The organism is Janthinobacterium saanense (genome assembly GCF_014200675.1).
Lineage (GTDB): Bacteria > Pseudomonadota > Gammaproteobacteria > Burkholderiales > Burkholderiaceae_D > Janthinobacterium.
In genome coordinates, this window is record NZ_JACHCI010000029.1 from 24,317 (window position 1) to 48,157 (window position 23,841).

At 59.1% G+C, this 23,841-nt stretch carries 20 protein-coding genes, 1 tRNA gene and 1 pseudogene; 11 read left to right on the forward strand and 11 right to left on the reverse strand.

Annotation, left to right across the window (positions count from 1 at the left end; genetic code table 11):
- The first annotated feature begins 77 nt into the window (after positions 1-77).
- Together HDE72_RS25905 and HDE72_RS25910 are read left to right on the forward strand one after the other, a co-directional pair.
- Positions 78-2,321 carry a protein kinase domain-containing protein gene (locus HDE72_RS25905; RefSeq protein WP_183748099.1) on the forward strand — a complete coding sequence of 748 codons (2,244 nt, stop codon included), beginning with the start codon at positions 78-80 and terminating at the stop codon, positions 2,319-2,321.
- Entirely contained in the window at positions 2,318-2,911 is a 594-nt protein-coding gene (locus tag HDE72_RS25910; protein WP_183748101.1) for a hypothetical protein, read from the forward strand. Before HDE72_RS25905 ends, HDE72_RS25910 begins: the two co-directional genes overlap by 4 nt.
- 36 nt (positions 2,912-2,947) lie before the next feature.
- Here the strand turns inward: HDE72_RS25910 and HDE72_RS25915 are convergent, their stop codons facing one another.
- The 3 genes and pseudogenes from HDE72_RS25915 to HDE72_RS25925 all read right to left on the reverse strand — a co-directional run bounded on the left by HDE72_RS25915 (position 2,948) and on the right by HDE72_RS25925 (position 6,957).
- The gene (locus tag HDE72_RS25915) at positions 2,948-4,474 is read right to left on the reverse strand and encodes a sigma 54-interacting transcriptional regulator (protein ID WP_183748103.1); all 1,527 of its coding nucleotides are present in this window, start codon (positions 4,472-4,474) and stop codon (positions 2,948-2,950) included.
- A 257-nt stretch (positions 4,475-4,731) separates the two neighbouring features.
- Positions 4,732-5,953, reverse strand: a pseudogene (locus HDE72_RS25920) (YbfB/YjiJ family MFS transporter).
- Between the two features lie 89 nt (positions 5,954-6,042).
- A complete protein-coding gene (locus tag HDE72_RS25925) occupies positions 6,043-6,957 on the reverse strand; it encodes a LysR family transcriptional regulator (RefSeq protein ID WP_183748105.1) in 915 nt (304 codons plus the stop codon).
- Between the two features lie 96 nt (positions 6,958-7,053).
- Between HDE72_RS25925 and HDE72_RS25930 the strand changes: the two genes are divergently transcribed.
- Complete coding sequence (locus HDE72_RS25930) at positions 7,054-8,019, forward strand: NmrA/HSCARG family protein (RefSeq protein ID WP_183748107.1); 966 nt, start codon at positions 7,054-7,056, stop codon at positions 8,017-8,019.
- 112 nt (positions 8,020-8,131) lie between these two features.
- On the opposite strand, the gene HDE72_RS25935 is transcribed toward HDE72_RS25930, so the two are convergent.
- The 7 genes from HDE72_RS25935 to cysS form a co-directional block, all read right to left on the reverse strand.
- Positions 8,132-8,500 carry a hypothetical protein gene (locus HDE72_RS25935; RefSeq protein WP_183748109.1) on the reverse strand — a complete coding sequence of 123 codons (369 nt, stop codon included), beginning with the start codon at positions 8,498-8,500 and terminating at the stop codon, positions 8,132-8,134.
- Between the two features lie 351 nt (positions 8,501-8,851).
- Positions 8,852-8,944: transfer RNA gene (locus HDE72_RS25940), tRNA-Ser, on the reverse strand.
- A 110-nt stretch (positions 8,945-9,054) separates the two neighbouring features.
- Positions 9,055-10,302, reverse strand: coding sequence for an aspartate kinase (locus HDE72_RS25945; RefSeq protein ID WP_183748111.1), 1,248 nt, complete (start codon positions 10,300-10,302; stop codon positions 9,055-9,057).
- 207 nt (positions 10,303-10,509) lie between these two features.
- Positions 10,510-11,943, reverse strand: a complete 1,434-nt coding sequence (tilS, locus tag HDE72_RS25950; RefSeq protein ID WP_183748119.1) for a tRNA lysidine(34) synthetase TilS — start codon at positions 11,941-11,943, stop codon at positions 10,510-10,512.
- A 151-nt stretch (positions 11,944-12,094) separates the two neighbouring features.
- On the reverse strand, positions 12,095-13,069 hold the full coding sequence (locus HDE72_RS25955; protein ID WP_183748121.1) for an acetyl-CoA carboxylase carboxyltransferase subunit alpha: 975 nt from the start codon (positions 13,067-13,069) through the stop codon (positions 12,095-12,097).
- Positions 13,070-13,122: 53 nt separating this feature from the next.
- Positions 13,123-13,836 (reverse strand): DNA-3-methyladenine glycosylase family protein, encoded by a 714-nt coding sequence (locus HDE72_RS25960; protein ID WP_409254986.1) that lies wholly within the window; start codon positions 13,834-13,836, stop codon positions 13,123-13,125.
- Positions 13,833-15,230 carry a cysteine--tRNA ligase gene (gene cysS / locus HDE72_RS25965; RefSeq protein WP_183748123.1) on the reverse strand — a complete coding sequence of 466 codons (1,398 nt, stop codon included), beginning with the start codon at positions 15,228-15,230 and terminating at the stop codon, positions 13,833-13,835. Before cysS ends, HDE72_RS25960 begins: the two co-directional genes overlap by 4 nt.
- A gap of 310 nt (positions 15,231-15,540) precedes the next feature.
- On the opposite strand from cysS, the gene HDE72_RS25970 reads away from it, so the two are divergent.
- From HDE72_RS25970 to HDE72_RS25990, 5 genes are all read left to right on the forward strand, one after another.
- Positions 15,541-16,134: a peptidylprolyl isomerase gene (locus tag HDE72_RS25970; protein WP_260176961.1), complete on the forward strand. Its 594-nt coding sequence runs from the start codon at positions 15,541-15,543 to the stop codon at positions 16,132-16,134.
- A gap of 70 nt (positions 16,135-16,204) precedes the next feature.
- On the forward strand, positions 16,205-16,696 hold the full coding sequence (locus HDE72_RS25975; RefSeq protein ID WP_183748127.1) for a peptidylprolyl isomerase: 492 nt from the start codon (positions 16,205-16,207) through the stop codon (positions 16,694-16,696).
- 87 nt (positions 16,697-16,783) lie between these two features.
- The gene (locus tag HDE72_RS25980; protein ID WP_183748155.1) at positions 16,784-17,530 is read left to right on the forward strand and encodes a UDP-2,3-diacylglucosamine diphosphatase; all 747 of its coding nucleotides are present in this window, start codon (positions 16,784-16,786) and stop codon (positions 17,528-17,530) included.
- A 68-nt stretch (positions 17,531-17,598) separates the two neighbouring features.
- Positions 17,599-18,321: a DUF72 domain-containing protein gene (locus HDE72_RS25985; RefSeq protein WP_183748129.1), complete on the forward strand. Its 723-nt coding sequence runs from the start codon at positions 17,599-17,601 to the stop codon at positions 18,319-18,321.
- Between the two features lie 63 nt (positions 18,322-18,384).
- The gene (locus HDE72_RS25990) at positions 18,385-18,915 is read left to right on the forward strand and encodes a DUF3455 domain-containing protein (protein WP_183748131.1); all 531 of its coding nucleotides are present in this window, start codon (positions 18,385-18,387) and stop codon (positions 18,913-18,915) included.
- Here the strand turns inward: HDE72_RS25990 and HDE72_RS25995 are convergent.
- Entirely contained in the window at positions 18,912-21,164 is a 2,253-nt protein-coding gene (locus HDE72_RS25995; RefSeq protein WP_183748133.1) for an NHL repeat-containing protein, read from the reverse strand. The two genes, HDE72_RS25990 and HDE72_RS25995, sit on opposite strands and share 4 nt — an antisense overlap.
- 225 nt (positions 21,165-21,389) lie before the next feature.
- Between HDE72_RS25995 and HDE72_RS26000 the strand changes: the two genes are divergently transcribed.
- From HDE72_RS26000 to HDE72_RS26010, 3 genes are read left to right on the forward strand one after another with little or no spacing between them, the layout of a single operon-like run.
- On the forward strand, positions 21,390-21,755 hold the full coding sequence (locus tag HDE72_RS26000) for a GntR family transcriptional regulator (protein ID WP_183748135.1): 366 nt from the start codon (positions 21,390-21,392) through the stop codon (positions 21,753-21,755).
- On the forward strand, positions 21,752-22,627 hold the full coding sequence (locus HDE72_RS26005) for an ABC transporter ATP-binding protein (protein WP_183748137.1): 876 nt from the start codon (positions 21,752-21,754) through the stop codon (positions 22,625-22,627). Before HDE72_RS26000 ends, HDE72_RS26005 begins: the two co-directional genes overlap by 4 nt.
- The gene (locus tag HDE72_RS26010; protein ID WP_183748139.1) at positions 22,624-23,643 is read left to right on the forward strand and encodes a hypothetical protein; all 1,020 of its coding nucleotides are present in this window, start codon (positions 22,624-22,626) and stop codon (positions 23,641-23,643) included. The genes HDE72_RS26005 and HDE72_RS26010 overlap by 4 nt, the downstream gene beginning before the upstream one ends.
- The last annotated feature ends 198 nt before the right edge of the window (positions 23,644-23,841 follow it).

Genomic DNA, 23,841 nt, shown 5'->3' on the forward strand with positions numbered 1-23,841 from the left:
TGTGGGTATAAAGGCAGGGCAGGTCTGTGAGTTTGCTCCCATGTCCCTGTCAATAATATTTATAAACGAAAATATTATTGACATTGTTAAATTTGAAATTGATAATCATTCGCTATTTGACTTACGTGGGCTACGCACGGTTTCGTCAACCATCCAGGAGGGACAGTGCCTTGAAGCAGTCCACTGCAGCCAATGAGTTTGCCATTCAGTTGGAACATTACCGGCTAGACAAATTGCTGGGCGAAGGTGGATACGGTCACGTCTATGAAGCCTGGGACCTCAAACTGCAGCGCAGCGTCGCCATCAAACGTCTGAAAACGGCGCCGGTGGCCGGACAATCCAAGCTGATCAATGAGGCGCGACATGCCGCATCGCTGGGCCATCACGCATTTGTCAAGATTTTCACCTACGAAGATGATGGACAATCACAATCCATCGTCATGGAACTGGTTCGTGGCCATACCTTGGGACCGTGCCTGCCCGATATCGCCAGGCATCAGGATCAGGCGCTCGATATCATCTCCCAGATCGCCGCCGCCATGGCCGACGCCCACGCAGCGGGCATGGTACATGGCGATCTGAAGCCTGGTAACCTGATGCTTGAGCCCGACGGTACAGTACGCATTCTGGACTTTGGCCTGGCGCGCTACGCAGATCCGCTGGCCACTCAATCATTGACGCCGACTGCCCCACTGGGAACAATCGCCTATATGGCGCCGGAACGTCTCACCGGTAGTCCGCTCCAGCCCAGCAGCGATATCTATGCACTGGGTGTCTTGCTGTACGAAATGGTGACTGGCGAGCGGCCACTGGCCAGCCTGCACGGGCTGGCGCTGGCCGCAGTACAACTACAGACCAGTTCGGATCAATGGACATTCCCGGACAATATCAGCCAGCCCTTGATCGCTCTGATCCGTGCAATGACAGCACGCGATCTGCAGCAACGCATGCCTTCCATGTCCAGCGTACTCGACCACGTCACGCGCATTCGTGCCGGAAAAGTGCCGATGCTGTTGCCTCCGTCCGTACGGAAACACTGGCAGCACTACCGGCGCTGGCTCATTGCTGGCGGACTGCTCATCGCCTGCACGCTCGGCGTGGCTGGCGCGAAATGGCTACCGGGAGACTATCGGGAGCGGCTCACTCCTTATTCCGAAGCTGATGCCATGCAAGCCGGTTTGCAGGCGCTAAGCATGGCAGACCGTGACGGTGAACTCGATACCGCCAGCACCCAGTTCAATCGGATACTGAAGCGTGAGCCACATCACGCAGCGGCTGCAGCAGGGATGTCATTAACTTATAGCATGCGCTACATCGGCGACGGCCGCGATGAGAATTGGCTGCAAAAGGCTGCTGCCGGTGCCCAAATGGCATTGCAGGAAAATGATCAGCTGGCACTGGCCCATACGGCCCAAGCCTGGGTGCTGGCCTTGCAGGGCCATGGGGAAGCCGCACTGAGAACGGTCGAGCGTGCATTGCTGCTCGATCCCCGCGACCTGCTGGCGCTGAACGCCAAGGCCAACATCTTGCTGCGCATGCGCCGCAATGATGCCGTCCAGCAGCTAATCAACGATGCCGCGCTGCGCTTTCCCGGTGAGCGCATGTTTGCCGACCTCGCCGGTATACTACTGTTCCAACGCGGCGACTATGCCGGCGCGGAACGGGAATTTCGCCGCAGTTTGCAACTCGAAAGCGACACGCCGCAAGCGTATGCCAATCTGAGCGCGGCGCTACTGCGGCAAAACCGCAGCGATGAAGCCTTGCAGGTGCTGCAACGTGGTCTGCAAGTACGCTCCAGTGGAATGCTCTACAGCAACCTGGGCACGGCGCTGTTTGCGCGCGGCGACTATGCCGGAGCCGCAAGCGCTTTCAAGCATGCTGTATCGGCCAACAAGGGCGGACCGCAAGATTATCTGCGCTGGGCCAATCTGGCGGATACCTTGCGCTGGCTACCAGGCAAAGAACACGACGCACGTCAGGCTTATCAACGCGCCATACAGCTGCTCAAACCTATCCTGGAACGGCAGCCGGACGACCCAACCTATATTACACGCATGGCAATATATGCTGCACATGTCGGCGAAAAGGATGCGGCCGACCGCGCCGACCATGGCGCCAGCCTGGCGCCCGACAATCCAGATGTGCACTTCCGTGCCGCGCTGGCCAATGAATTGAGTGGCCGCCGCCAGCCGGCGCTGGTCCATCTGGCGCGTGCCCATGCATTGGGCTACCCCACCGCACTGATAGCGTCGGAACCCGATTTGATGGCGCTACGCCGTGACCCTCGTTACATTTCCCTCACCATGGAGTACTCAAGATGACCGCTGTTACCGTGTTACCTCTTCCCGCCCCTAACCAACTATTATTGAAAATCAGTTTTGATGCCGATCAGGGGAGTTCACAACTCGACTACGAACTATCGCCAGTGCTGCACGCCCATTCCGAACCGGAGCTGGGACAGGGCCTCGGTACGGGCAGCGGGTCGATTTATTTTTCGCCAGGCGAAGAGGTCGGCCTGCAGATCATTTGCAGCGGCGATAGCGATAACCATTTCCAGTCGTTCCAGATAGTCGACTGCACCTTTATTACGCAGCCGCAAGTGGTACAGCGCGGCACAGGGCTGAAAACCTGGTTCGCCGCACCCTCGCCGTTCCTGCAGGCGCGCAGCGCCGTGCATTCCCTGCCCCTCGAGTTTCGCGCCTCGGTTGTCGATAACGGGGAATCGAACCGCCGCGCCGTCATCATGGATTGGAAAAATACGCTGAACATCGGCTACAACCCCGGCTTCTGGGCAATGTCGTTCGTGATGACAGTACGTATCATGCGCACTGCCGGTATGGTGGAAGAAGTGCGCGTGCTATCGTTCGATCCGGAAAGCGAGGTTGGGAACACCGGCACCATGAAACTCTGATTGTCGATTACCCCTGAACAGATCGATGCAACGCGCTCATGCGAGCATGCCGTGCTCGCGTAAATGGCGCCGCAACGCTTCGCTGGGGGTTTTCAAGACAGCCGCGCAACGCGCAAGATCAGCACCATGGCTAGCCAGTGTATTGCGCAGTTCCGCTTCAGGAATGGCAGCAGCTACGCGCACCAAAGGGTGATTTTCCAGCAGCTTGTACATCGATGGCCGGGACACACCCAGTGCCCCGGCTGCGGCACTGATACGCCAGCCATGTGCATCCATCGCCGCCAACACCGCATTCTGGTCCAGTTCGGCCAGCTTGATACGGCGCCCCCCACCTTCAGCGCCAAGCATGGAAGACGAAGGCGGCAAATGCGACGGCAAGCTGGCAGAGAGTGCCGCAGACGGCAGTAGTTCGGCCAGCGATGGCGCCTGGCCAGACTGTACTGCTAAAAAGGCACGCCTTAGCACATGCCCCAGTTGGCGGACGTTCCCCGGCCAGTCGTAACGGCACAGCGCCGACACCAGAGCAAAAGGCAAGGTAAGCGGTACATTAGCAGTACGCTCCTGCTCTTTCATCAAATGCACGATCAACAAACCAATATCCTCGCGGCGGCGGCGCAACGGCGGCATGGCGATGACGAAAGCCTCCAGGCGGCGCAATAGCGGTTGGTTAAAATCAGTGGCGCCCAGATCCGCGTCGGTGGCGGCGATCAATCGTACGTCGGTGCGTACCGTACCGACCGCGCCCAATTGCCGGTATTCCCCACTTTCCAGTACCCGCAACAACATAGGCTGGACAGTAACAGCTGTATTCGCTATTTCATCGAGAAACAATGTGCCGCCTGCCGCTTCGGCAAACAGGCCCGGACGCGCCTGCTGGGCACCTGTATAAGCGCCACGCTGCGCGCCAAACAGGTCGGCCGGCGCCAGTGATTCACTGAGCGTCGCCATATTGACCGCCACCAGCGGACCACCATGGCGACGGCTGGCAAGATGGATGGCGCGCGCCGCCAGTTCCTTACCCGTGCCGGTTTCGCCCAGCAGCAGCACCGGTAACTCAGTGGCAGCCACCTGCCGTATCAATTCCTGTACCCGTAACATGGCACTACCGGCGCCCAGCAGTGTCGCGCTCGGGTTCAGGCGTGGCAAGCTATCGGTCCAGTGCACGCACAGCAATACCGTCCCGCCCAGTGCCATCACGACACCAGCCTCGACGCGTGCTGCTGGTAGCACAACCGGAGCGGACAGCGGAACACCGTCCAGTTCCACGCTCATGCGGCTGTCGGGTGGGGAAAAACGCAAGCTGTCGTCAATGCCACGCTGCAGTTGCAATGCATCACGCGTGATGCTGCGCTCCCCCAGAGGCAATAGGGAGCCACCAGGCCGGGCGAACATCGGCGCGTACCGATTCAACGTCACCAGCAACGTTGACGGCGCCACCACGAACTGCTCCCCGACCCGGCTGCGATCCGGATGCCAGAGCACAGTCAAGGCCAATAGCCGCGCCAAGCCTGGTCCGTTTGCCGACAGCGCCGACGTCAACGTGGACTCCATATCAATCGACAAAACAGACTCCCGCGAAGTGACATAATTCGCATTATGGCAGGGCGGGCATGCGACTGCAATCGGCAGTTTTTCACCTACTAACTGGCAAGCGCATCGACGTAAAAATCCGCGAACATGGCGCTTTTTTCACAAGAAATGGCCAATTCCAGCCTGACGCAAGCTCAGCAGCGACCTGCAAGTGGGCGCAAAAATCAACCTCAGCCTGTTCGGCATCTTCTCAAAGGCTGGCACCGGCCGCCAGACTGGCAGCGTGACAGTCACATGCGGCCCGCCGCAAGCAAGTGACTAACAAGCAGCGCCTTTTGCCGCGATGCCAGCACGGCGCCGATCAGCAAGGCAGCAGCCGACACCATCAAGCCCCGCTCCAGGCCGGCCGGACCATCGGCGATCGCCCCGACCACGATGGGGCCGGCGATCTGGCCGAGTGCAAACACGGTGGTAAAGGCGCTGATACCAGCCGACCAGGATGCGGGTGGCAGATTATGGCGCACCAGGGCCGTGGTCGACGCCACGACGGACAGGAACACGGCGCCAAACACCAGGCCCGAGATGAAGACGATGGGCGCGGCGCGGCTCAAGGCTGGCAGGATGACGGCGACGGCCAGCAAGGCATTCAGGATCGCCAGCGACTGGCCGCCATGGTAAAGATCGAGCAAACGCGCCCAGATGCGCGCAGAGGCCACCACGGCCAGGCCCAGCATCAGGTAGAACACGGTAATCAGGCCGGCACTCATGCCCTGCTGCTTCAGCAAGGCGACCACAAAAGTCATGTAGCCGATATAGCCGACACCGAACATGCCGTAGCCAGCCAGGCCAAACACAAAATCTTTGATGGCAAAGCCCCGCGCCGCGCCGTGCACGGGCCGCTCCTCGCCTATCGCCTTTGCCGGCCACGCCATGAAGGCAGTGGCCAGCAGGCAAGCGATACCGAGCGCCAGCCAGGCCCATTGCCACGCATGGGACACGCCATGGGCGTGCGCGGTGGCCAGCGCGGCCGGCACCAGCAGCGCCGACAGCGCGATGCCCAGGCCCGTGCCGCCGTAATACAGGCCGATATAAAAACCGGCACGCTCGCTATGCAGGGAACCGAGCCGCGCCGCCAACACGCCACCGGCGATAAAAATACAGGCGCTGGCCAGGCCCGCGCCCACGCGCAGCACGAACAGCGCCGTGGTAGCGCTGACCAGCGCCCGATGCCAGCATGAACAGCGCCGCCAGCAGCGATGCGGCCACCAGCAGGCGCCACACACCCACACGCCGCATCAGCAAGGGCGTCACCAGGGCGCCCAGGAAATAGCCTAACGCATTGTAGGTATTCATGGACCCGGCCAGCAGATACGTCCAGCCCAGATCGTCGCGCATCGACGGCAGCAGCAAACCATAGGAAAAGCGCGTCAGGCCCAGGGCGATGGCGGCGGCCAGCGAGAGGGCCAAAGCGGTGGCCAGGGGATGGGGTAGCGGATGGTCTTGCGTGGGCATAGGGTTCTCTGCAAGTCGTCACGCCGCAAGCAGCGCTGCGCACATGCGCGGGTAGACATTCATTCTACCTTGATTAAGTTATCACCCAATCATGCCCTACGCATTGTCGAACCATTGAGTTCCACTATCACATCCCTTATCCAGCGATGGCCTGCATGGCCATGGCTGCGCTCGTGCCAGACCAGGCTGACCTCGAATTGTTCGGCCAGCCATGGCAGCTCGACGACCGAGAGCCGGGCAGATTCCCCCTGCAGCAATCGCCGCGGCACCAGCGCCACCAGGTCGCTGCTTGCGACGATGCGGGGCAGCAACAAAAAGGAAGCGGCCGACATCACCACTTTGCGCTGATGGCCGAAGGCCGCCAGAGCCTCGTCTATCGGTGTCGTGAAGCTGCCGCCGGACGGCGATACGATCACATGCTCCAGCTGCACGACATCTTCCATGCTGACATTGCCTTGCAAGGATGGATGGCCGTGCCGCCCGATCAGCACATAGCCTTCATCAAACAAATGGCGGCTTCTCAGATGTCCGTGACCGGCGCCGGGCGTGACCAGGGCGATATCGACTTCGCCGCTTTGCAGCTGCTGTTCCAGCTGCGCTGGCTGATAGTGACGCACTGCGATGCGCAGACCAGGCGCCCTTGACCGCAAGGCCAGCACCAGCGGCGCGACAATCGCCGCCTCGATGTAGTCGGTGCAAGCGATGGCGACCGTCATTTGAGCCTGTTCCGGATAGAAATCCCGATGGCTCTGCATGGTCTGGCGCAACTGATCCAAGGAAACACGCAAAGGCGCCAGCAAGTCCAGCGCCTTGGCCGTGGGCGTCATGCCCCGGCGGCCAGGCATCAGCAAAGGATCGTCGAACAGCTCGCGCAGCCGGTTCAGCTGCGCGCTGACAGCGGGCTGGCTCAGATGCAAGCGCAGCGCCGCCTTGGTCACATTGCGTTCCGACAGCAAGGCTTCCAGGGTCAGCAGCAGGTTCAAATCCACTCTTATGGTATCCATCTGATGGATTCCTTCATATAAAACATTCGATTTCAGTTATTCCTGGCCCCTGATCATAATCCAGATTCCCATCCATGTATCAGCAGGAGCATTCAAATGTCATTAACTACCAAACCCTTGATCACCGTTGTCGGCGCCACCAGCAAACAAGGGCGCAGCGTGGTGCGCAGCTTGCTGGCAAGCCAGCGCTACCGCGTGCGCGCCCTGACCCGCCGCACCGACTCCCCTGCAGCACAGGAACTGGCGCGGCAGGGAGCGGAACTGATGAGCGTGCCTTTGGTGCTGGGGCACCAGCAAGACTTCATCCAGGCATTCACAGGATCGCATGGCGTGTTCCTGATGACGCCGCCGATCACGCCCGACGCCGACCATAGCGAAACCCAGGAAACCGCCCTGGGCAAAGAGCTGGCCGATGCCGCCGTCGCAGCCGGCGTGCAGCATATCGTGTTCAGCAGCCTGGAAAACGTGGAAAAAATTACGGAAGGAAAAAAATGGGTGCCGCACTTCAGCGACAAGGCCAGGGTCGAGGACTATATCCGCACATTGCCAGTGACCAGCTCGTTTATCCAGATGGCATTTTTCTACACCAATCTGCTCGAGTACTACCAGCCGCGCCAGCAAGGCGACACTTTGGTGTTCCCCATTTACTTGCCAGAGGATTTCCGCGCCCCGTTTGTCGATCCATTGACGGCGACCGGCCCTGCCGTGCTGGAAATGTTTGACCACCCGGACGCCTATGCTGGCCGCACATTGCCCGTGATCGGCGACATTATTTCCCCCCGTGAAATGGTAGAGACATTTACCAGGGTGACAGGCAAGAAAGCCGTCTACAGCTCGGCCTATACGCGCGAGCAATTGCTGGCCCACTTCCCCGCGTTTGCCAAGATGGGAGGCTTTGTGGATGAAGCGACAGGCATGGTCGAGTATGCGGTGGAATATGGCTACTTTGGCCAGGGGCGTGATTTGTTGTGGAGCAGGGAAATCAATCCGGGCAGTTTGACGTGGGAACAGTTTTTGCGGGCGACTGGGTGGCGGGGGGAGGCGGTGACGTTTGGGGGCTGATTTGCGCCTTTCCATTTAACGCTTGCCGCTACTGCCTGAGATAAGTTACTGGCGTTGCTACACTTCATCACTATCACATGAGCAAAGATCAGAAGCAGGAGCGAGTACAGCATCAGCAAACGGAGCCGCCTATGCTTTTTCCTGAGCCGAGATCAAAGCCAAAATCGCACTGGTAACCATCGGATGGACGATAGCGGCATGCGACACGCTCTTTTTCACGCACGCGTCCGCCCTTCTCGATGCCGCACTCGCTCTTCCGATCCGGCCCTATCGCGTCAAACATTTCCTTGGCTGCCGATCCCCGCACATAAAACGCGATGCGCATATCGCCTTTGCCTGGCGCATGGGCATCGCCCAGATCGCCGCCATAGATGATATATTTTGCTGTCAGGAGTCGCGGCATCCAATTCCATGGTTCGACAGCATGGGCCAAGATGGTGGCAGCGAGTGTCAGCAGCAGAGGTGGCAGGTAGCGGGTCATGGCATTGCTAGCCTTTCAATGCCATTGTTATCAAATCCACGTTGGCTCTCCTTGTCGGGATCAAACTGTATCGATTTTCTATGACAGGCTGCTGCCTGATGTACGTGTAGATCAAGCTCCTGGCTGTTCGAAGTGATGGCAGCCCGCAATGGGGGCGCTGGTGACGCTGGCCGCTAGTGCCCGAGATGAGTTGAGGCCTTGGCCGCTGCGCGGCCAAGGGGCCGCGCGGAGCGCGGTAGATGGGCGATTCGGAGTGCCTCGCGCCCTGCAGGGCGCTCCGTCTTCGAATCCCACCGTTCCGTCCAGACAAATAAAAAAGCCTCCCGCAGGGGAGGCTTTTTTATTTGATTCTGGCGGAGACGGTGGGATTCGAACCCACGATACAGGTATAAGCCGTATGCATCCTTAGCAGGGATGTGCCTTCGGCCACTCGGCCACGTCTCCTAGCTGACTAATCAACTATGTCGCTTTAGTAAGTTGCGCTGCAGCGACGAACGTCATAATATCGACTGCCCCCCCTTTGGTCAAGGGCATGGGGCAATATTTTTACATTTTCAGGCTTTTTCCAGTTCGAACGCCTTATGCAGCGCGCGTACGGCCAGTTCCATGTACTTTTCATCGATCAAGACAGAGATCTTGATTTCGGAAGTCGAGATCATCATGATGTTGATGCCCTCTTCCGACAGGGTGCGGAACATTTGCGATGCGACACCGACATGGCTGCGCATGCCCACGCCGACCACCGACAGTTTCGACACTTTGGCGTCGCCCGTGATGCTGGCCGCGCCCAGTGATTCACGGTTCGATTCCAGCACGGCCAGCGCGCGCGTGTATTCGCCGCGCGAGACGGTGAAGGTGAAGTCCGTTTTACCGTCTACCGACTGATTCTGTATGATCATGTCGACTTCGATATTGGCATCGGCCACCGGTCCCAGGATGTGGTAAGCCACGCCTGGACGGTCGGGCACGCCGAGTACGGTGATTTTGGCTTCATCGCGGTTGAAAGCGATGCCGGAGATGACTGCTTGTTCCATGTTGGTATCTTCCTCAAACGAAATCAGGGTGCCTGAATTGGCTTCTACATCCAGCGGCAGCATCGGGTCGGTCAGCGACGACAGCACGCGCGTGGGGACGCGGTAATTGCCGGCGAATTCCACCGAACGGGTCTGCAGCACTTTGGAGCCCAGCGACGCCAGTTCCAGCATTTCTTCAAAAGTGATGGTCTTCAGGCGGCGCGCTTCGGACACCACCCGCGGGTCGGTCGTGTAGACGCCATCGACGTCGGTGAAGATCAGGCATTCGGCCGCCTTCATGGCGGCGGCAATCGCCACGGCCGAGGTGTCGGAACCGCCGCGGCCCAGGGTCGCGATATTGTCGTTCTCGTCGACGCCCTGGAAACCGGTAATGATGACGATCTTGCCCGCATCGAGGTCGCGTTTGACTTTTTCGTCATCGATAGACTGGATGCGTGCCTTGGTAAAGGCGGAATCGGTCTTGATCGCGACTTGCCAGCCAGCATAGGATACGGCTTGTTTGCCGATCGCCAGCAGTGCCATCGACAATAGGCCGACGGACACTTGTTCGCCTGTCGAGGCGATCATGTCAAGTTCACGGGGATCGGGTTGATCCATGATTTCCCTGGCCAGTCCAATCAGGCGGTTCGTTTCACCCGACATGGCGGATGGCACCACCACGATTTGATGCCCTGCGTCATGCCACTTGGCAACGCGCTTGGCGACGTTCTTGATACGGTCAGTCGAGCCCATCGACGTACCGCCATATTTGTGGACGATTAAAGCCATAAGAGTGAAATTTCCGCTCAAGAAGAATAAAAAAGAGGGCTTTACTCTACATGCCGCAATGCAAAATAACAAGCTAAAAAGCGCATGAGCTCATACCAATTATGCATATGCAAATACGCCGTTGATATAGTCCAGTTCGCATTGAAGAGCGCATGGCAGGCTGCCCCTGGCGTCTTCGGCAAACGGCCAGGGCTGCGGCGCTTACGCTCAGCAGGAAAGCCAGCGCAGGGCGATGCGGGGACTATCCAGCAAGCTCAGGCTATGGCAATCGTGACCAATACCAGCGGCAAACAGCAATTGTTGCGATGCACAGACCAGTGGCAGTCTTTCACGTTCCCAGGCAGGCACATCGAAGGCCTGATAATGGTATTTCAAACCCTTGGTGGGACGGTTCAAGGCCAGCTTCAGGCGCTCGCCGCCCTGGCGGAAATCGATGGTCAAGGTCTGCGCTTGCAGCCAAGCAACATCGATGCCCTGCCCGCCTTCTTCCACGGCATCGAAAAACAGCACGCCGCCATACGCGGGAAAGGCGATATTCGCTTCGCCCTTCCATTGAAATTCCTGTCCCGATTTTTCCAGGCCGGGAATATACACATCGTCGCGGTCGATCTTTTCACGCATGCCGGCCAGCTCGGCCAGTTTCGGTGTCAGATACAAACGGTCGCGGTAGCGGCGCACATGGCAATCGGGGTGGGTCACCAGCAATTGCGCATCGGCCCGCGCTTCCAGCAATTGCGCCAGCATTTCCACCAGCCACGCCGTCGATGGCATGCGCAAGTTGCGCGTGCCGAACCAGTGGCGCAGCAGGTTGTAGCAGCGGTCGCTGCTCAAGGCGCGCAGCCTGGATAAATCGAGGCAATCGCCATCGAGACTGGCCGCCAGATCTTGCGTGGCCAGTTCCGTCAATAAACGCTGCGCCGATTGCGCATGCTGGGCACTGCGCGCAAAACGCTCCTGGAAACCGGGAAACGCCTGCGCCAGCACCGGCATCACCTGGTGCCGCAAGGCATTGCGGGCAAAGCGGGGATCATCATTCGATTCATCGTGGATATGCACCACGCCATGCTTGGCCACATAGGCTTCCAGTTGCTTGCGCGACACCGGCAGCAAGGGGCGCGCCATCACCAGGTGCGGATTGGCCAGCAGCTCGGGCGCGCTATTGGCGCCATCCATGCCCGACAAACCCGCCGTGCCTGAGCCGCGCAGCAATTGCAGCAGCACCGTTTCGGCCTGGTCATCCTGATGGTGGGCCGTCAGCAGCAGGCGCACGCCATGCGCGGCGCACAGCTCGCCCAGGGCCGCGTAACGGCGCTTGCGGGCCGCCTCTTCCAGGCCCGTCTTGGCGTTCTTTTCCACCGTGACATGACTGGCCTCGAAGGCGACACCCATGCTGACGCACAACTGCGCGCAATGGGCCAGCCAGGCATCGGCATGCGGGCTCAGGCCGTGATGCACGTGAAACGCGTGCAGGCTCACGCCCTGCTCTTGCGCCCAGGCATGCGCCAGGTGCAGCAGAGCCGAGGAATCGAGGCCACCGCTGAGCGCAATGCCGATGACGCTGCCGGCTTGCTGCGTCTGCTGACAGGCGTCCAGCGCGCGGGCGAAGATATCCGCCACGCTGGCGGTTTGTTGCTTTTTCATAAGACTCCGGGAATGCAAAGAGGGACAGTCAGCTAAACGGATGATTTCGTTTAGCTGACTGTCCCTGGTATTGTTTTAACCCAAGACCTTGAAAAGCCGGGGTCAGACCCTGAGGGTCTGACCCCAGACTCTGCCGTTGGGTTTAAATAAATTACTCGCTCGGCGTAGTTTCCTTGAACTTGCCGTAGCTCAGCAACTTTTCATGGCGTGCTTGCAGCAGGTCCTTGGTTTTCATGCCCTGGAACTGGCGCAGGGTGTCGGCCAGTGCGCGTTTGAGCAAGGTCGCCATCTGTTTCGGATCGCGGTGGGCGCCGCCCAGCGGTTCATTGATGATCTTGTCGATCAGGCCCATGGCTTTCAGGCGGTGCGCCGTCAGGCCCAGCGCTTCGGCCGCGTCGGCGGCGCGCTCGGCGCTCTTCCACAGGATAGAGGCGCAGCCTTCCGGCGAAATCACGGCATAGGTCGAATATTGCAGCATCAACACGGCGTCGCCCACAGCAATCGCCAGCGCGCCGCCGGAACCGCCTTCACCGATGATGGTGGCGATCAGCGGCACTTTCAGTTCCGCCATCACGTACAGATTGTGGCCGATCGCTTCCGACTGGCCGCGCTCTTCGGCATCGATGCCGGGGAAAGCGCCTGGCGTATCGACAAAGGTGAAAATCGGCAGGTTGAACTTTTCAGCCACTTTCATCAGGCGCATGGCCTTGCGGTAGCCTTCCGGTTTCGGCATGCCGAAATTGCGCAGCGCGCGCTCTTTGGTGTCGCGGCCCTTTTGATGGCCGATCACCATGCAAGGCTGGCCGTTGAAGCGGGCCAGGCCGCCTACCACGGACAAATCGTCGGCGTAGCTGCGGTCGCCATGCAGTTCGTGGAAATCGGTAAAGATTTCATTCACGTAATCCATGGTGTAAGGGCGCTGTGGATGGCGCGCAATCTGCGCCACTTGCCAAGGGGTCAGCTTGGCATAAATATCTTTGGTCAGTTGCTGGCTCTTCTTGGCCAGGCGGTCGATCTCTTCCGAGATGTCGACGGCCGAATCATCTTGCACGAAACGCAACTCTTCGATCTTGGAATCGAGTTCCGCGATCGGCTGTTCAAAATTGAGGAAAGTCGTTTTAGTCATTGTACCTCCAGGTTTTACCGGCCACGGCGTCAGGGCGCGCGGCATATCTATGTTTATTTTACCGTACCGGCTGGTGCGCCGGGGGTTGCATCGGATGCGATGGTGGCCGCAGCAGGGTCCAGACTGCGCCACAAATACCATGTTGCCACGGTGCGCCACGGTTCCCAATTGGCGGAAACTTCACGCGCATCACTACGGGAAACGGGTTCGCCCGAAAAATAATTGACGCTGATGCCCTGGATCAAACCGGGATCATCGAGCGGCAATACATTCGGCCTTAACAAATTGAAAATCAAGAACATTTCCGCCGTCCAACGACCAATGCCACGAATTTGCACCAGTTCGGCGATGACGGCTTCGTCATCCATCTGGTCCCATTGGCTGGCATGCACGCGCTTGGCCTTGAAATGGTCGGCCAGGTCGAGAATATATTCGGTCTTGCGTTTGGACAAGCCGCACGCCGCCAACTGCTCGGCGCCGGCCTTCAACACTTGCGTGGGCGTGCATTTCGGGCACACCAGCAGCAGCTTTTTCCAGGCGGTATCGGCTGCCTTGGGCGTGATCTGCTGCCCCACCAGCGAACGGGCCAGGGTGGTAAACGGGTCGCTATGGCCGACCAGATGCAGGTCGCCAAATTGCGGGATGAGCTTTTTCATGATGCGGTCGCGCTTCATCAGCTCGATCTTCGCCTCTTCCCAATAGGCCGGCACCTGTTTCACTGGCGCCTCCATAGGGGCTTCCCCGTTTTCCCTGGATGTAGGCATCATGCGCGGCGCCAGTTGGTCGAGCCGTCAGGCTTGTCTTCCAGGATGATGCCCGCCGCCAGCAATTCGGCGCGGATCTTGTCGGACTGGGCAAAATCGCGCGCCTTCTTGGCGGCGCTGCGGGCAGCGATGGCAGCTTCGATGCCAGCGGCTTCATCCTGGGCGCCGGCGGCAGTGCCGACGGTTGCTTGCAGGAATTGCTGTGGCGTACGCTCCAGCAAGCCCAGCACGCCAGCCAGCCCCTTCAATTGACGGGCCAGCGCGGGCGACTTGCTCTTGTTGACCTCGGTTGCCAGGTCGAACAGGGCGGCCACCGCCAGCGGCGTGTTGAAATCGTCATCCATGGCCTCGGCCACGCGCACGGCGTGGGCTTCGCTCCAGTCGATGCCGCCCTCTTCCACTACCACCTCGGCCAGCGCCGTGTACAAGCGCGTCAAGGACAGACGCGCATCGTCCAGATGCACGTCCGAATAATTCAAGGGGCTGCGGTAGTGGGCGCGCAAGATGAAGAAGCGCACCACTTCGGCGTCATACTTTTGCAGCACTTCGCGGATGGTGAAGAAATTGCCGAGCGACTTGGACATTTTTTCATTGTCCAGGCGCACGAAGCCGTTATGTATCCAGTAATTGACGCTGGTGTGGCCAAACGCGCCTTCCGACTGGGCAATCTCGTTTTCATGGTGCGGGAACTGCAAGTCCGCGCCGCCGCCATGGATGTCGAACTGTTCGCCGAGCAAGGCGCAGGACATGGCCGAGCACTCGATATGCCAGCCCGGACGTCCCGAACCCCATTTGGAATCCCATTTGACTTCGGCCGGTTCCGATTCCTTCGACGATTTCCACAACACGAAATCGAGCGGATCGCGCTTGCCCGTGTTCACGTCGACGCGCTCGCCGGCGCGCAGGTCGTCCAGCGACTTGCCCGACAGCTTGCCGTAGTTGGGGAAATTGCGCACGGCGTAATTGACGTCGCCGTCAGCCCCCTGATAGGCCAGGCCGTTCTGTTCCAGCTTTTCGATCAGGCTCAGCATTTGCGGCACGTAATCGGTGGCGCGCGGCGTATGGTCGGGCGTCAAAATGCCCAGGGCCGCCGTGTCTTCATCCATATAACGGGTAAAACGCGTGGTCAGCTGCGAGATCGTCTCGCCGTTTTCCACCGCGCGGCGGATGATCTTGTCATCGATGTCCGTAATGTTGCGCACATAGGTCACGTCCAGGCCGGACGCCTTGAGCCAGCGGTAGATCACATCGAAGGCCATCATCATGCGCGCGTGGCCGATATGGCAGTAATCGTAGATGGTCATGCCGCAGACGTACATGCGTACCTTGCCGGCTTCCATCGGGACGAATACCTGCTTTTCGCGAGCCAGGGTGTTGTAAATCTTTAGATTGCTCATCGTACTTTACTGGTGAAGCGGTTGCCATCTGGGCAAAACGACAGAAAGGCGCGGACACCAGCGGTGCCGCGCCACTGAACTACCGTGTGCGCCAAGAAGGGTCAACCAGCTATATTGTTGTTCTTGTTTGTTAGAATTGGGCCTTGTCGGTCAAGTATAACATTGATAAAAACCATACTGGCCCGATATGAATCAGGTTTTTACGAAGTTCAACCGATTTTTCACTTCTTTACAAGTAAAGCAAGTTTAGAGAAAAATAACGATGAAGGATGCCACCATGCAGGAAACCCCATCCAAGCGCACGCCCTTTCTGGCGCGCTTTTTCACCTTGTTCGCCGGCCTGACCTTGGGCAGCGCGGTCATCGCAGCCACGCCGGCAGCACTCGATCCCACACCCCATGTGGCCCTGAAAACCAATCTGGGCGAGATCGTGCTGGAACTGGACCAGGAGAAAGCACCAAAGAGTGTGGCCAACTTCTTGCAGTATGTCAAAAGCGGCTACTACAAGGGCACCGTGTTTCACCGCGTCATTGATGGCTTCATGATACAGGGCGGCGGCTTCGACAAGAACATGAAACAGAAAGCCACCAAGGCGCCGATCAAGAATGAAGCGCAGAATGGCTTGCAAAACGTCACCTATAGCGTCGCCATGGCGCGCACCGGCGACCCGAATTCGGCCACCGCGCAATTTTTCATCAACGTGGGCAATAATACCGCCCTCGACTACCCGGGCCGCGATGGCTTCGGCTACGCCGTGTTCGGCAAAGTGGTCAGTGGCATGGACGTGGTCGACAAGATCAAGGCCGTGCCGGTGACCAACAAGGGACCGTTCGAGAACGTGCCCGTCACGCCCATCGTGATCGAATCGGCGACTTTACTCAAAACAGCGCCCGCAAAACTGTAAAATAGCGTTTTTGCCGCCACGGCTAGCCGCAGGCGCAAATCATTTTTCATCTAATTTATTAAGGATCATCATGACCTCCGTCATCATCACCACCAATCTGGGCAAGATCACCGCTGAACTGGACGCTGAAAAAGCGCCGAAAACGGTTGCCAACTTCCTGGCCTACATGACTGCCGGCCACTACGACAACACGATTTTCCACCGCGTGATCGACGGCTTCATGATACAGGGTGGCGGTTTCGAGCCAGGCATGAAACAAAAGCCAGCCGACACCACCGTGGAAAACGAAGCCAAGAACGGCCTGAAAAACGATCCGTACACGCTGGCCATGGCCCGTACTTCGGACCCGCACTCGGCATCGGCCCAGTTCTTCATCAATATCAAGAACAACAGCTTCCTGGACTACCCAGGCCAGGACGGCTGGGGTTACGCCGTATTCGGTAAAGTTACCGAAGGCAAAGAAGTCGTCGACGCCATCCGCGCCGTGAAAACCTCGCGCGCCGGCATGTTTGCCGATGTGCCAGTAGCAGACGTCATCATCGAGAAGGTAGAAGCCGCTTAATTTCGGCTCTGGCATCATGAATCACAGGCATTGCAGCGTTTTCGCCTCTCCATGGACTTTACACTTAGGGAGCGTTGAACAATGACAATGCCTGCCGCACTCTTTATTTCCGACCTGCATCTGCAGAGCTCGCACCCGCGCACCAGTGCGGCCTTTCTTTCCTTCCTGGAACACCATGCGCAATATGCGCAAGCGCTGTATTTATTAGGCGACCTGTTCGAATACTGGGCGGGCGACGATGATCTGGAAGACCCGTTCAACGCACGCATGACAGCGGCCATCCGCGCCGTCAGCGATGCAGGCGTGCACGTGTACTGGATCGCCGGCAACCGCGATTTTCTGGTCGGCTCCGGTTTTGCCGCCGCCGCCGGCGCAACCTTGCTCAGCGAACCGCATGTGGCCACCATTGCCGGCCAGCGCGTCGTCTTGCTGCACGGCGACGCCGAATGCACGAACGACGTGCCATACATGGAGTTTCGCGCCATGGTGCGCCAGCCGGCCTGGCAAAAACAATTCCTGTCCATGCCATTGAGCCAGCGCAAGAGCATCATCGCTGGCCTGCGCAACCGCAGCCGCGAACACAATGGCGAAAAATCCTACGACATCATGGATGTCACGCCGGACGCCATCGCACAGGTATTCAGCGAGCAGGCCAGCACCGTGATGATCCACGGCCACACGCACCGCCCTGCCGTGCACACGGCTGGCGATACCTTGCGTTATGTCTTGCCGGACTGGGAATGCGATACCACCCCACAGCGCGGCGGCTGGATCGCCATCGATGGCCGCGGCAATATCACGCGCCATGAGCTCGACGGCAGCATCATTGAATAGGCCCAGGCCGACTCGGCCACGGGCAATCGTCCGATAACAAAGCATGCCCTTCTGCGCTGTAATGGCGCATGCACACAGTCCACATCGGCACGGCCGGCTGGAGCATTTCCAGCGCCGCCGCCCACCACTTCCCCATTGAAGGCAGCCATCTGCAGCGCTATGGCCGCATATTGAACTGCGTGGAAATCAACTCCTCGTTTTATCGTTCGCACCAGCCCGCCACCTACGCGCGCTGGGCCGATAGCGTGCCCGACACCTTCCGTTTCAGCATCAAGCTGCCACGCCGCATCACGCACGAGTTGCGCCTGCGGGACTGCTGGCAAGAACTGGACCGGTTCATGGAAGAAGTGGGCCAACTGAAAGACAAGCTGGGCTGCCTGCTGGTGCAACTGCCGCCCAGCCTGCGTTTTGACGATGCTGCCGCTGCGCAATTTTTCCTGCAGCTGCGACTGCGCGCACCGTGCATGCTCGCTTGCGAGGCGCGTCACGCCAGCTGGTTTGATGAAGCAGCCACGACGCTGCTACAAAAGCACGCGATCACGCGGGTACGCGCCGATCCGCCCGCTGGCCAGCCGGGGCCGCATATACCAACTACGGATTTGGCCTATCTCCGCCTGCACGGCAGTCCGAAGATTTATTACTCGGATTACCCCGCTGCATTTCTCGATACCCTGGCCACCGAACTGCGCGAACACGCCACGCCAGGCAGCTGGTGCATCTTCGACAACACGGCAGCCGGCGCAGCGCTGTTCAATACACTGGATCTCGTGGATAAAGTTGGTTTTCGTTAATTTGCGCTAGTATGTTAATTCGTACTGGAAATATTTAACAAAACCACATTAAAGACGCCATCCATGAATACGCACGCTTTTTTTGGCATTACCCTGTTGGCAGCCCTGACCGGCTGCGCCACCACCAGCCTGCCGCCACTGGCCGTACCGGACGCGCTGCAAGCGCCCGCCGGACAAAAACTGGTGCTGGACGCCCGCGCCACCGGCGTGCAGATCTATGTCTGCAGCGCGGCCAAGGCCGATCCGGCGCACACCGAATGGGCTTTCAAGGCGCCCGAGGCAACGCTGTTCGATGCGGAGGGTAACAGTGTCGCCAAACATTACGCCGGTCCCAGCTGGGAAAGCCCGGACGGCAGCAAGGTAGTCGGCGCCGTCAAGGCCAAACTGGACGATCCTGCCGGCAAGGCAATTGCGCAACTGCTGCTGTCGGCCAAGTCGGTCAGCGGCACCGGCCTCTTCAGCCAAGTGACTTACATCCAGCGCCTGGCCACCGACGCCGGCAATGCACCCGCCGACGGCTGCACGGCAGTGGAACTGGGCAAGCAAGCGCGCGTGCCATACACCGCGCGCTACCGCTTTTACGTCAGTGCTTAGGGCAACGGTGTCTGCATGACCGCCTGGGTCGTGAAGCCGTACAAAGTGCCATTACCGAAAGCAAGGATGCTGATGTCAGGATGACCCCATGCCAATGCCGGCGTCGAAATCACGCCAGCGGTATCGATCTTGCGGATCCAGCCCTGGCCGCTCAGGTACAGATTGTCGCCCGCATCGACGGCCAGGCTGGGGGCACCTGAAAACAGCAAGCCGCCCACGCCCGGTGCACCATCTCCGCCATTACCCTTGTTCAGGGTGCCGGCAAAAATATTGGCCTTGCCTGTGCGATCGGCCTTGAAGACGACTTGATGCTCAGCATCGTCAAAATACAGATTGCCCTTGCTGTCAAAAACCAGACTGGCAGGGTCGATGTATTCCCAGCTGTAGTCAGTGCTCCCCAGAGAGCGCATCAAGGATTCAAATGAAACAAACGCCGAGAACGTACCGCCGGGAGGACGGCGGAAAATGCCGTCTTTACCCCAACCCAGCCAGGCCATATAGCCATCCTTGTCGATCGCCAGCCGATAATCCAGGGGCTTGAGGGTGCTAATGGGCAAAGCTTCCTGCGTACTGACCTGGCCATCCTTGCTGATCTTGCGCAAGTTAAGCGCGCTGCCAGTGGCCGCTGCCTGGTCGGCAAAATACACGGCGCCATCCTGGTCGCAGGCGATTGCTACAGGCCCGCGCATGGTCGCACTGGCGCGCGGTCCGTCATTGCTGCCAGCCTGGCCAGCAATGCCTGCGTAGACACTCAAAGTTCCGTCCGGCGTCACGCGGCGCAATACCTTGTTGCCCATATCCAGCAGATAGACGTTGCCAGCAGGATCGCTGCACATACCAGAACTGCGCACATATCCTACGCGGGCGGCCGCTCCGACGCCTTCGCTCACGCCCATATTGCCCGGCATGAAAGGCATGGCGGACAATACCTTTGCCGTGTCAAATCGATTCAGGCGGTGCTTGCCGAGATCGTGGACTATCAGGCTGCCTGACGCTTCCAGCAACAAGGAATTGAGGGACGTCCAGTCGGCGGAAACGCCTGCCGCATCGGTCACCGTCCCGCCCACCAACGTCGTTACGTCACCATCCGGCGTGACGCGGCGCAGAGAAGCTACGTCGGCCAGCAACAGATTGCCGTCACGGTCGGCCACCATGCCGCGGATGTTACGAAAGCCGGCGGCGCTCCCCTTGCCGTCCGCGCTCACAGGCTTGTTGCCGCCCGCAACCAAGATGGCCACGCCCTGTTGCCAGCGAAATACCCGGAAACCAGCGCCCTCGCTGAAATAGATCTTGCCGCTGGCATCAACCGCCAGTTGTGATGCTGAAACCCGGAACCCCTTGCCATCGACCAGCTTCTCGGAACTGACGAGTCCTGCTGGCGTCACCCTGCGTATGACCTGGTTAGCGGCATCAGCCAGCAAGATATCGCCATTGCCATCTACGGCCATGCCTGTGGTCCAGCCTAGTTGCGCCTGCTCCCCTTGTCCATCGGCACTCACGGCGGCTGGCGCCGAGCTTTCGCACGCGGCGCGGCGCTGCCCCGCCACCGTGCTGACGACGCCAGCTGGCGTAATCTTGCGCAACAGGGCATTACAATTATCAGCAACATACAGATTCGCCGCGCGGTCGATTCCCAGGATCGAAATTCCGCTGCGCATGTAAAAAGTGGCTGCGCCAGCCGCGCCATCGTCCGCTCCCGGCTTGCCCGAGATGCCCGCATACACACTCAAGGCACCGGCAGGCGTGACTTTATGGATCACTTGTCGCACGGTATCGGCGATGTAATAGTTGCCGGCCGCATCTTGCACCATGCCGGAAACATTCTGGATTGTTTCCTGCACGCCAGCGAGCACCGTCGGCAGGCAGCGCACGGCCAGCGCACTGACATCGGCATTGCCGACTATTGCCGCGCCATGCGCGATGCTGCAACCCAATCCTGCGGAGGTGCTCTCTATCTTGCCTTCATAGCTGGCGCCGGCCGCCAGCTTGCTGGCAAAGCTGAACGCGCCATTCGCCGTCACGGTCAGCTTGTCCGTGCCATTGGACAAGACCACCTGGGCACCGGACACCAGTCCGTTGACCGTGCCGCCCACCAGATAACGGGGCGCTTCCGCGACAGGCGCAGGGCCAGCAGCACTGCCAGCTCCATTACCGGAACTGCCACCGCAGGCATTCAGCGCAGCAAGCACGGCGAGAGCACAGCCAGCGCGCAGGAATAACTGAAACTTATTTTCATGCATATCAGACATTATTTCTTTCATCAATATTAGCAACAACAGCAGAAAAGTTATCAAGTATATTTTTAAAACGAACAATATTATAGTTGCCATGTGGATACAAAATCATCATTAAATTGACAATTTATTTTTTACTGTTATAGTTCACTACAACACCAACTCAATATCAACTCGACACCAAGGAGCCCCGATGCCTGCACCGCACCATCCCGCCCTCCTCTTGCCGGAGCGCATACCATGAGCGCCGAATGGCATGACAACAGTCCGATCTACCGCCAGCTCAAGGCCAAGGTGGTCGGCATGATGCTCGATGGCGCGCTGCAGTCTGGCGACGCGCTGCCGTCGGTGCGCCAGGTGGCCGCCGACTATCAATTGAATCCCATCACCGTCTCGCGCGCCTACCAGGAACTGGTGGACGAGGGGCTGGTGGAAAAACGCAGAGGACTCGGTATGTACGTCTTGGAAGGCGCCAGCGACAAATTGCTGGCCAGCGAACGCGCGCGCTTCATGCGCGAAGAATGGCCCGCCATGCTCGAGCGCATCACCCGCCTGGGACTGGACCTGGAGCAATTGCTGCAGGCCAGCAAGGGAGGCAAGGCATGAGCGAAGCACTGAATAAAGACAGCGTCATCAGCGCGCGCGGCTTGCGCAAGCAGTACGGCAAGCAGGCGGCAGTCGATAGCATCAGTTTCGACATTGCCCCCGGCCGTATCGTCGGCTTGATCGGCCCCAACGGGTCGGGCAAGACCACCACCCTGAAAGCCATCCTGGGCCTGACCGGCTTCGAGGGCGAGCTGTCGGTGCTGGGCCGCGATCCGCGCACCCAGCGCGACGCCCTGATGGAAGACGTGTGCTTTATTGCCGACGTGGCCATCTTGCCGGGCTGGCTGCGGGTGCAGGACGCGGTCGATTTCGTCGCTGGCGTGCATACACGCTTCGACCGCAGCAAGGCCGAGCGCTACTTGGCCAACACCAAACTGCTGCCCAGGATGAAGGTCAAGAGCATGTCGAAAGGCATGATCGTGCAATTGCACCTGGCGCTGGTGATGGCCATTGACGCCAGACTGCTGGTGCTCGATGAACCGACGCTGGGGCTGGATATCCTGTACCGCAAGCAGTTTTACCAGAACTTGCTGGAAGACTATTTTGACGAAAACAAGACCATCGTCATCACCACGCACCAGATCGAAGAAGTCGAACACATCCTCAGCGACCTGATGTTCATTCGTGACGGCAACATCGTACTGGCCGCGACGATGGAAGAAGTGGGCGAGCGCTATACCGAGGTGATGGTGGGGCCGCAACATGTCAATCCCGCCCGCGCACTGCAGCCGATCAGCGAACGCAGCGTATTCGGCAAATCGGTGATGCTGTTTGACGGTGTGTCCAAGGAGCAATTGGCGGCGCTGGGCGACCTGCGCACGCCCAGTCTGGCGGATCTGTTTGTCGCGACCATGAAAGGATCGTATCTATGAGCACGAGCAATACAAGCATTCGCCCCCTGCGCAAGATGCAATGGCTGATCCGGCGCGAACTGTGGGAACACAAGGGCATGCTGCTGTGGACTCCGGTACTGATCGGCATCCTGATGACGGTGCTGGGTACCTTGCTCGCGGCAGCCACGGTCGCCAAGACCAAGGCACGCACGGCATTGACGATCAACGGCGAAGACGTCTCCTGGAGCAGCGTCCTCAACGCCAAGGCATTTGTACAGCGCAAGGCGGATCTCATCGAGGTTGTCACGAATAACTACACCTACACCGCCGCCCCGCTGTTCCTGGCGCTGGGTTTTCTGGTGTTCTTTTATTGCCTGAGCACCCTGTATGACGACCGCCGCGACCGCAGCGTGCTGTTCTGGAAGTCCTTGCCCGTCTCGGATCTGCAAACGGTGCTGTCGAAAGTGGCCATCGCCCTGCTCGTCACGCCCGTGATCGTGCTTGCCACCGCCAGCCTGACCTCGCTGGTGCTGCTGCTGATACTGGCAGGCATCCTGACAGCCCACGGCATCCATGTGTTTGCCGACCTGTTCGCGTCTCCCGGCCTGTATCTGAGTCCGTTGCAGTTGTGCGGTTTGTTGCCAGTGTATTGCCTGTGGGCCTTGCCTACCGTCGGCTGGCTATTGATGGTGTCGAGCTGGGCGCGCTCGAAAGTATTCATCTGGGCCGTAGGCCTGCCCTTGCTGCTGCTGGTGCTGGCTGCCTGGATGGGCAAGCTGTCGCAAATGGAAGACCAATTCCACTGGATACAACTGAACGTCATCGCCCGCAGCCTGCTGGGCACACTGCCGGGCAGCTGGTATATCTTTGAACCGTCCTTGCTGCCGGAAATGCGCGCCCAGGCCCTGGTGCATGGCACTACGATGGCCAATATGAGTATCTTCAACAATTCCTGGTCCAGCCTGGCATTGCCTGCCACCTGGCTGGGTTCGGCAACTGGCGCCGCCATGATCTACGCCGCCATCCGCCTGCGTGGCTGGCGCGAGGAAACTTAAGCGGAAGATACATCCGATGGTAGAGGTGCATTTATTGCCGCACGACCGAAACGCCCCGCATGCCGGGGCGTTTTTTATGCACAAAGCATTTTCGCGCCCCATTTCAATCACTATGTATTCGATAGTTATTCTCAGTGTCATCTGTGGAGATAATCAGACTATCGATTTAATATTCTCTATCCGATATTTAAATTGCAA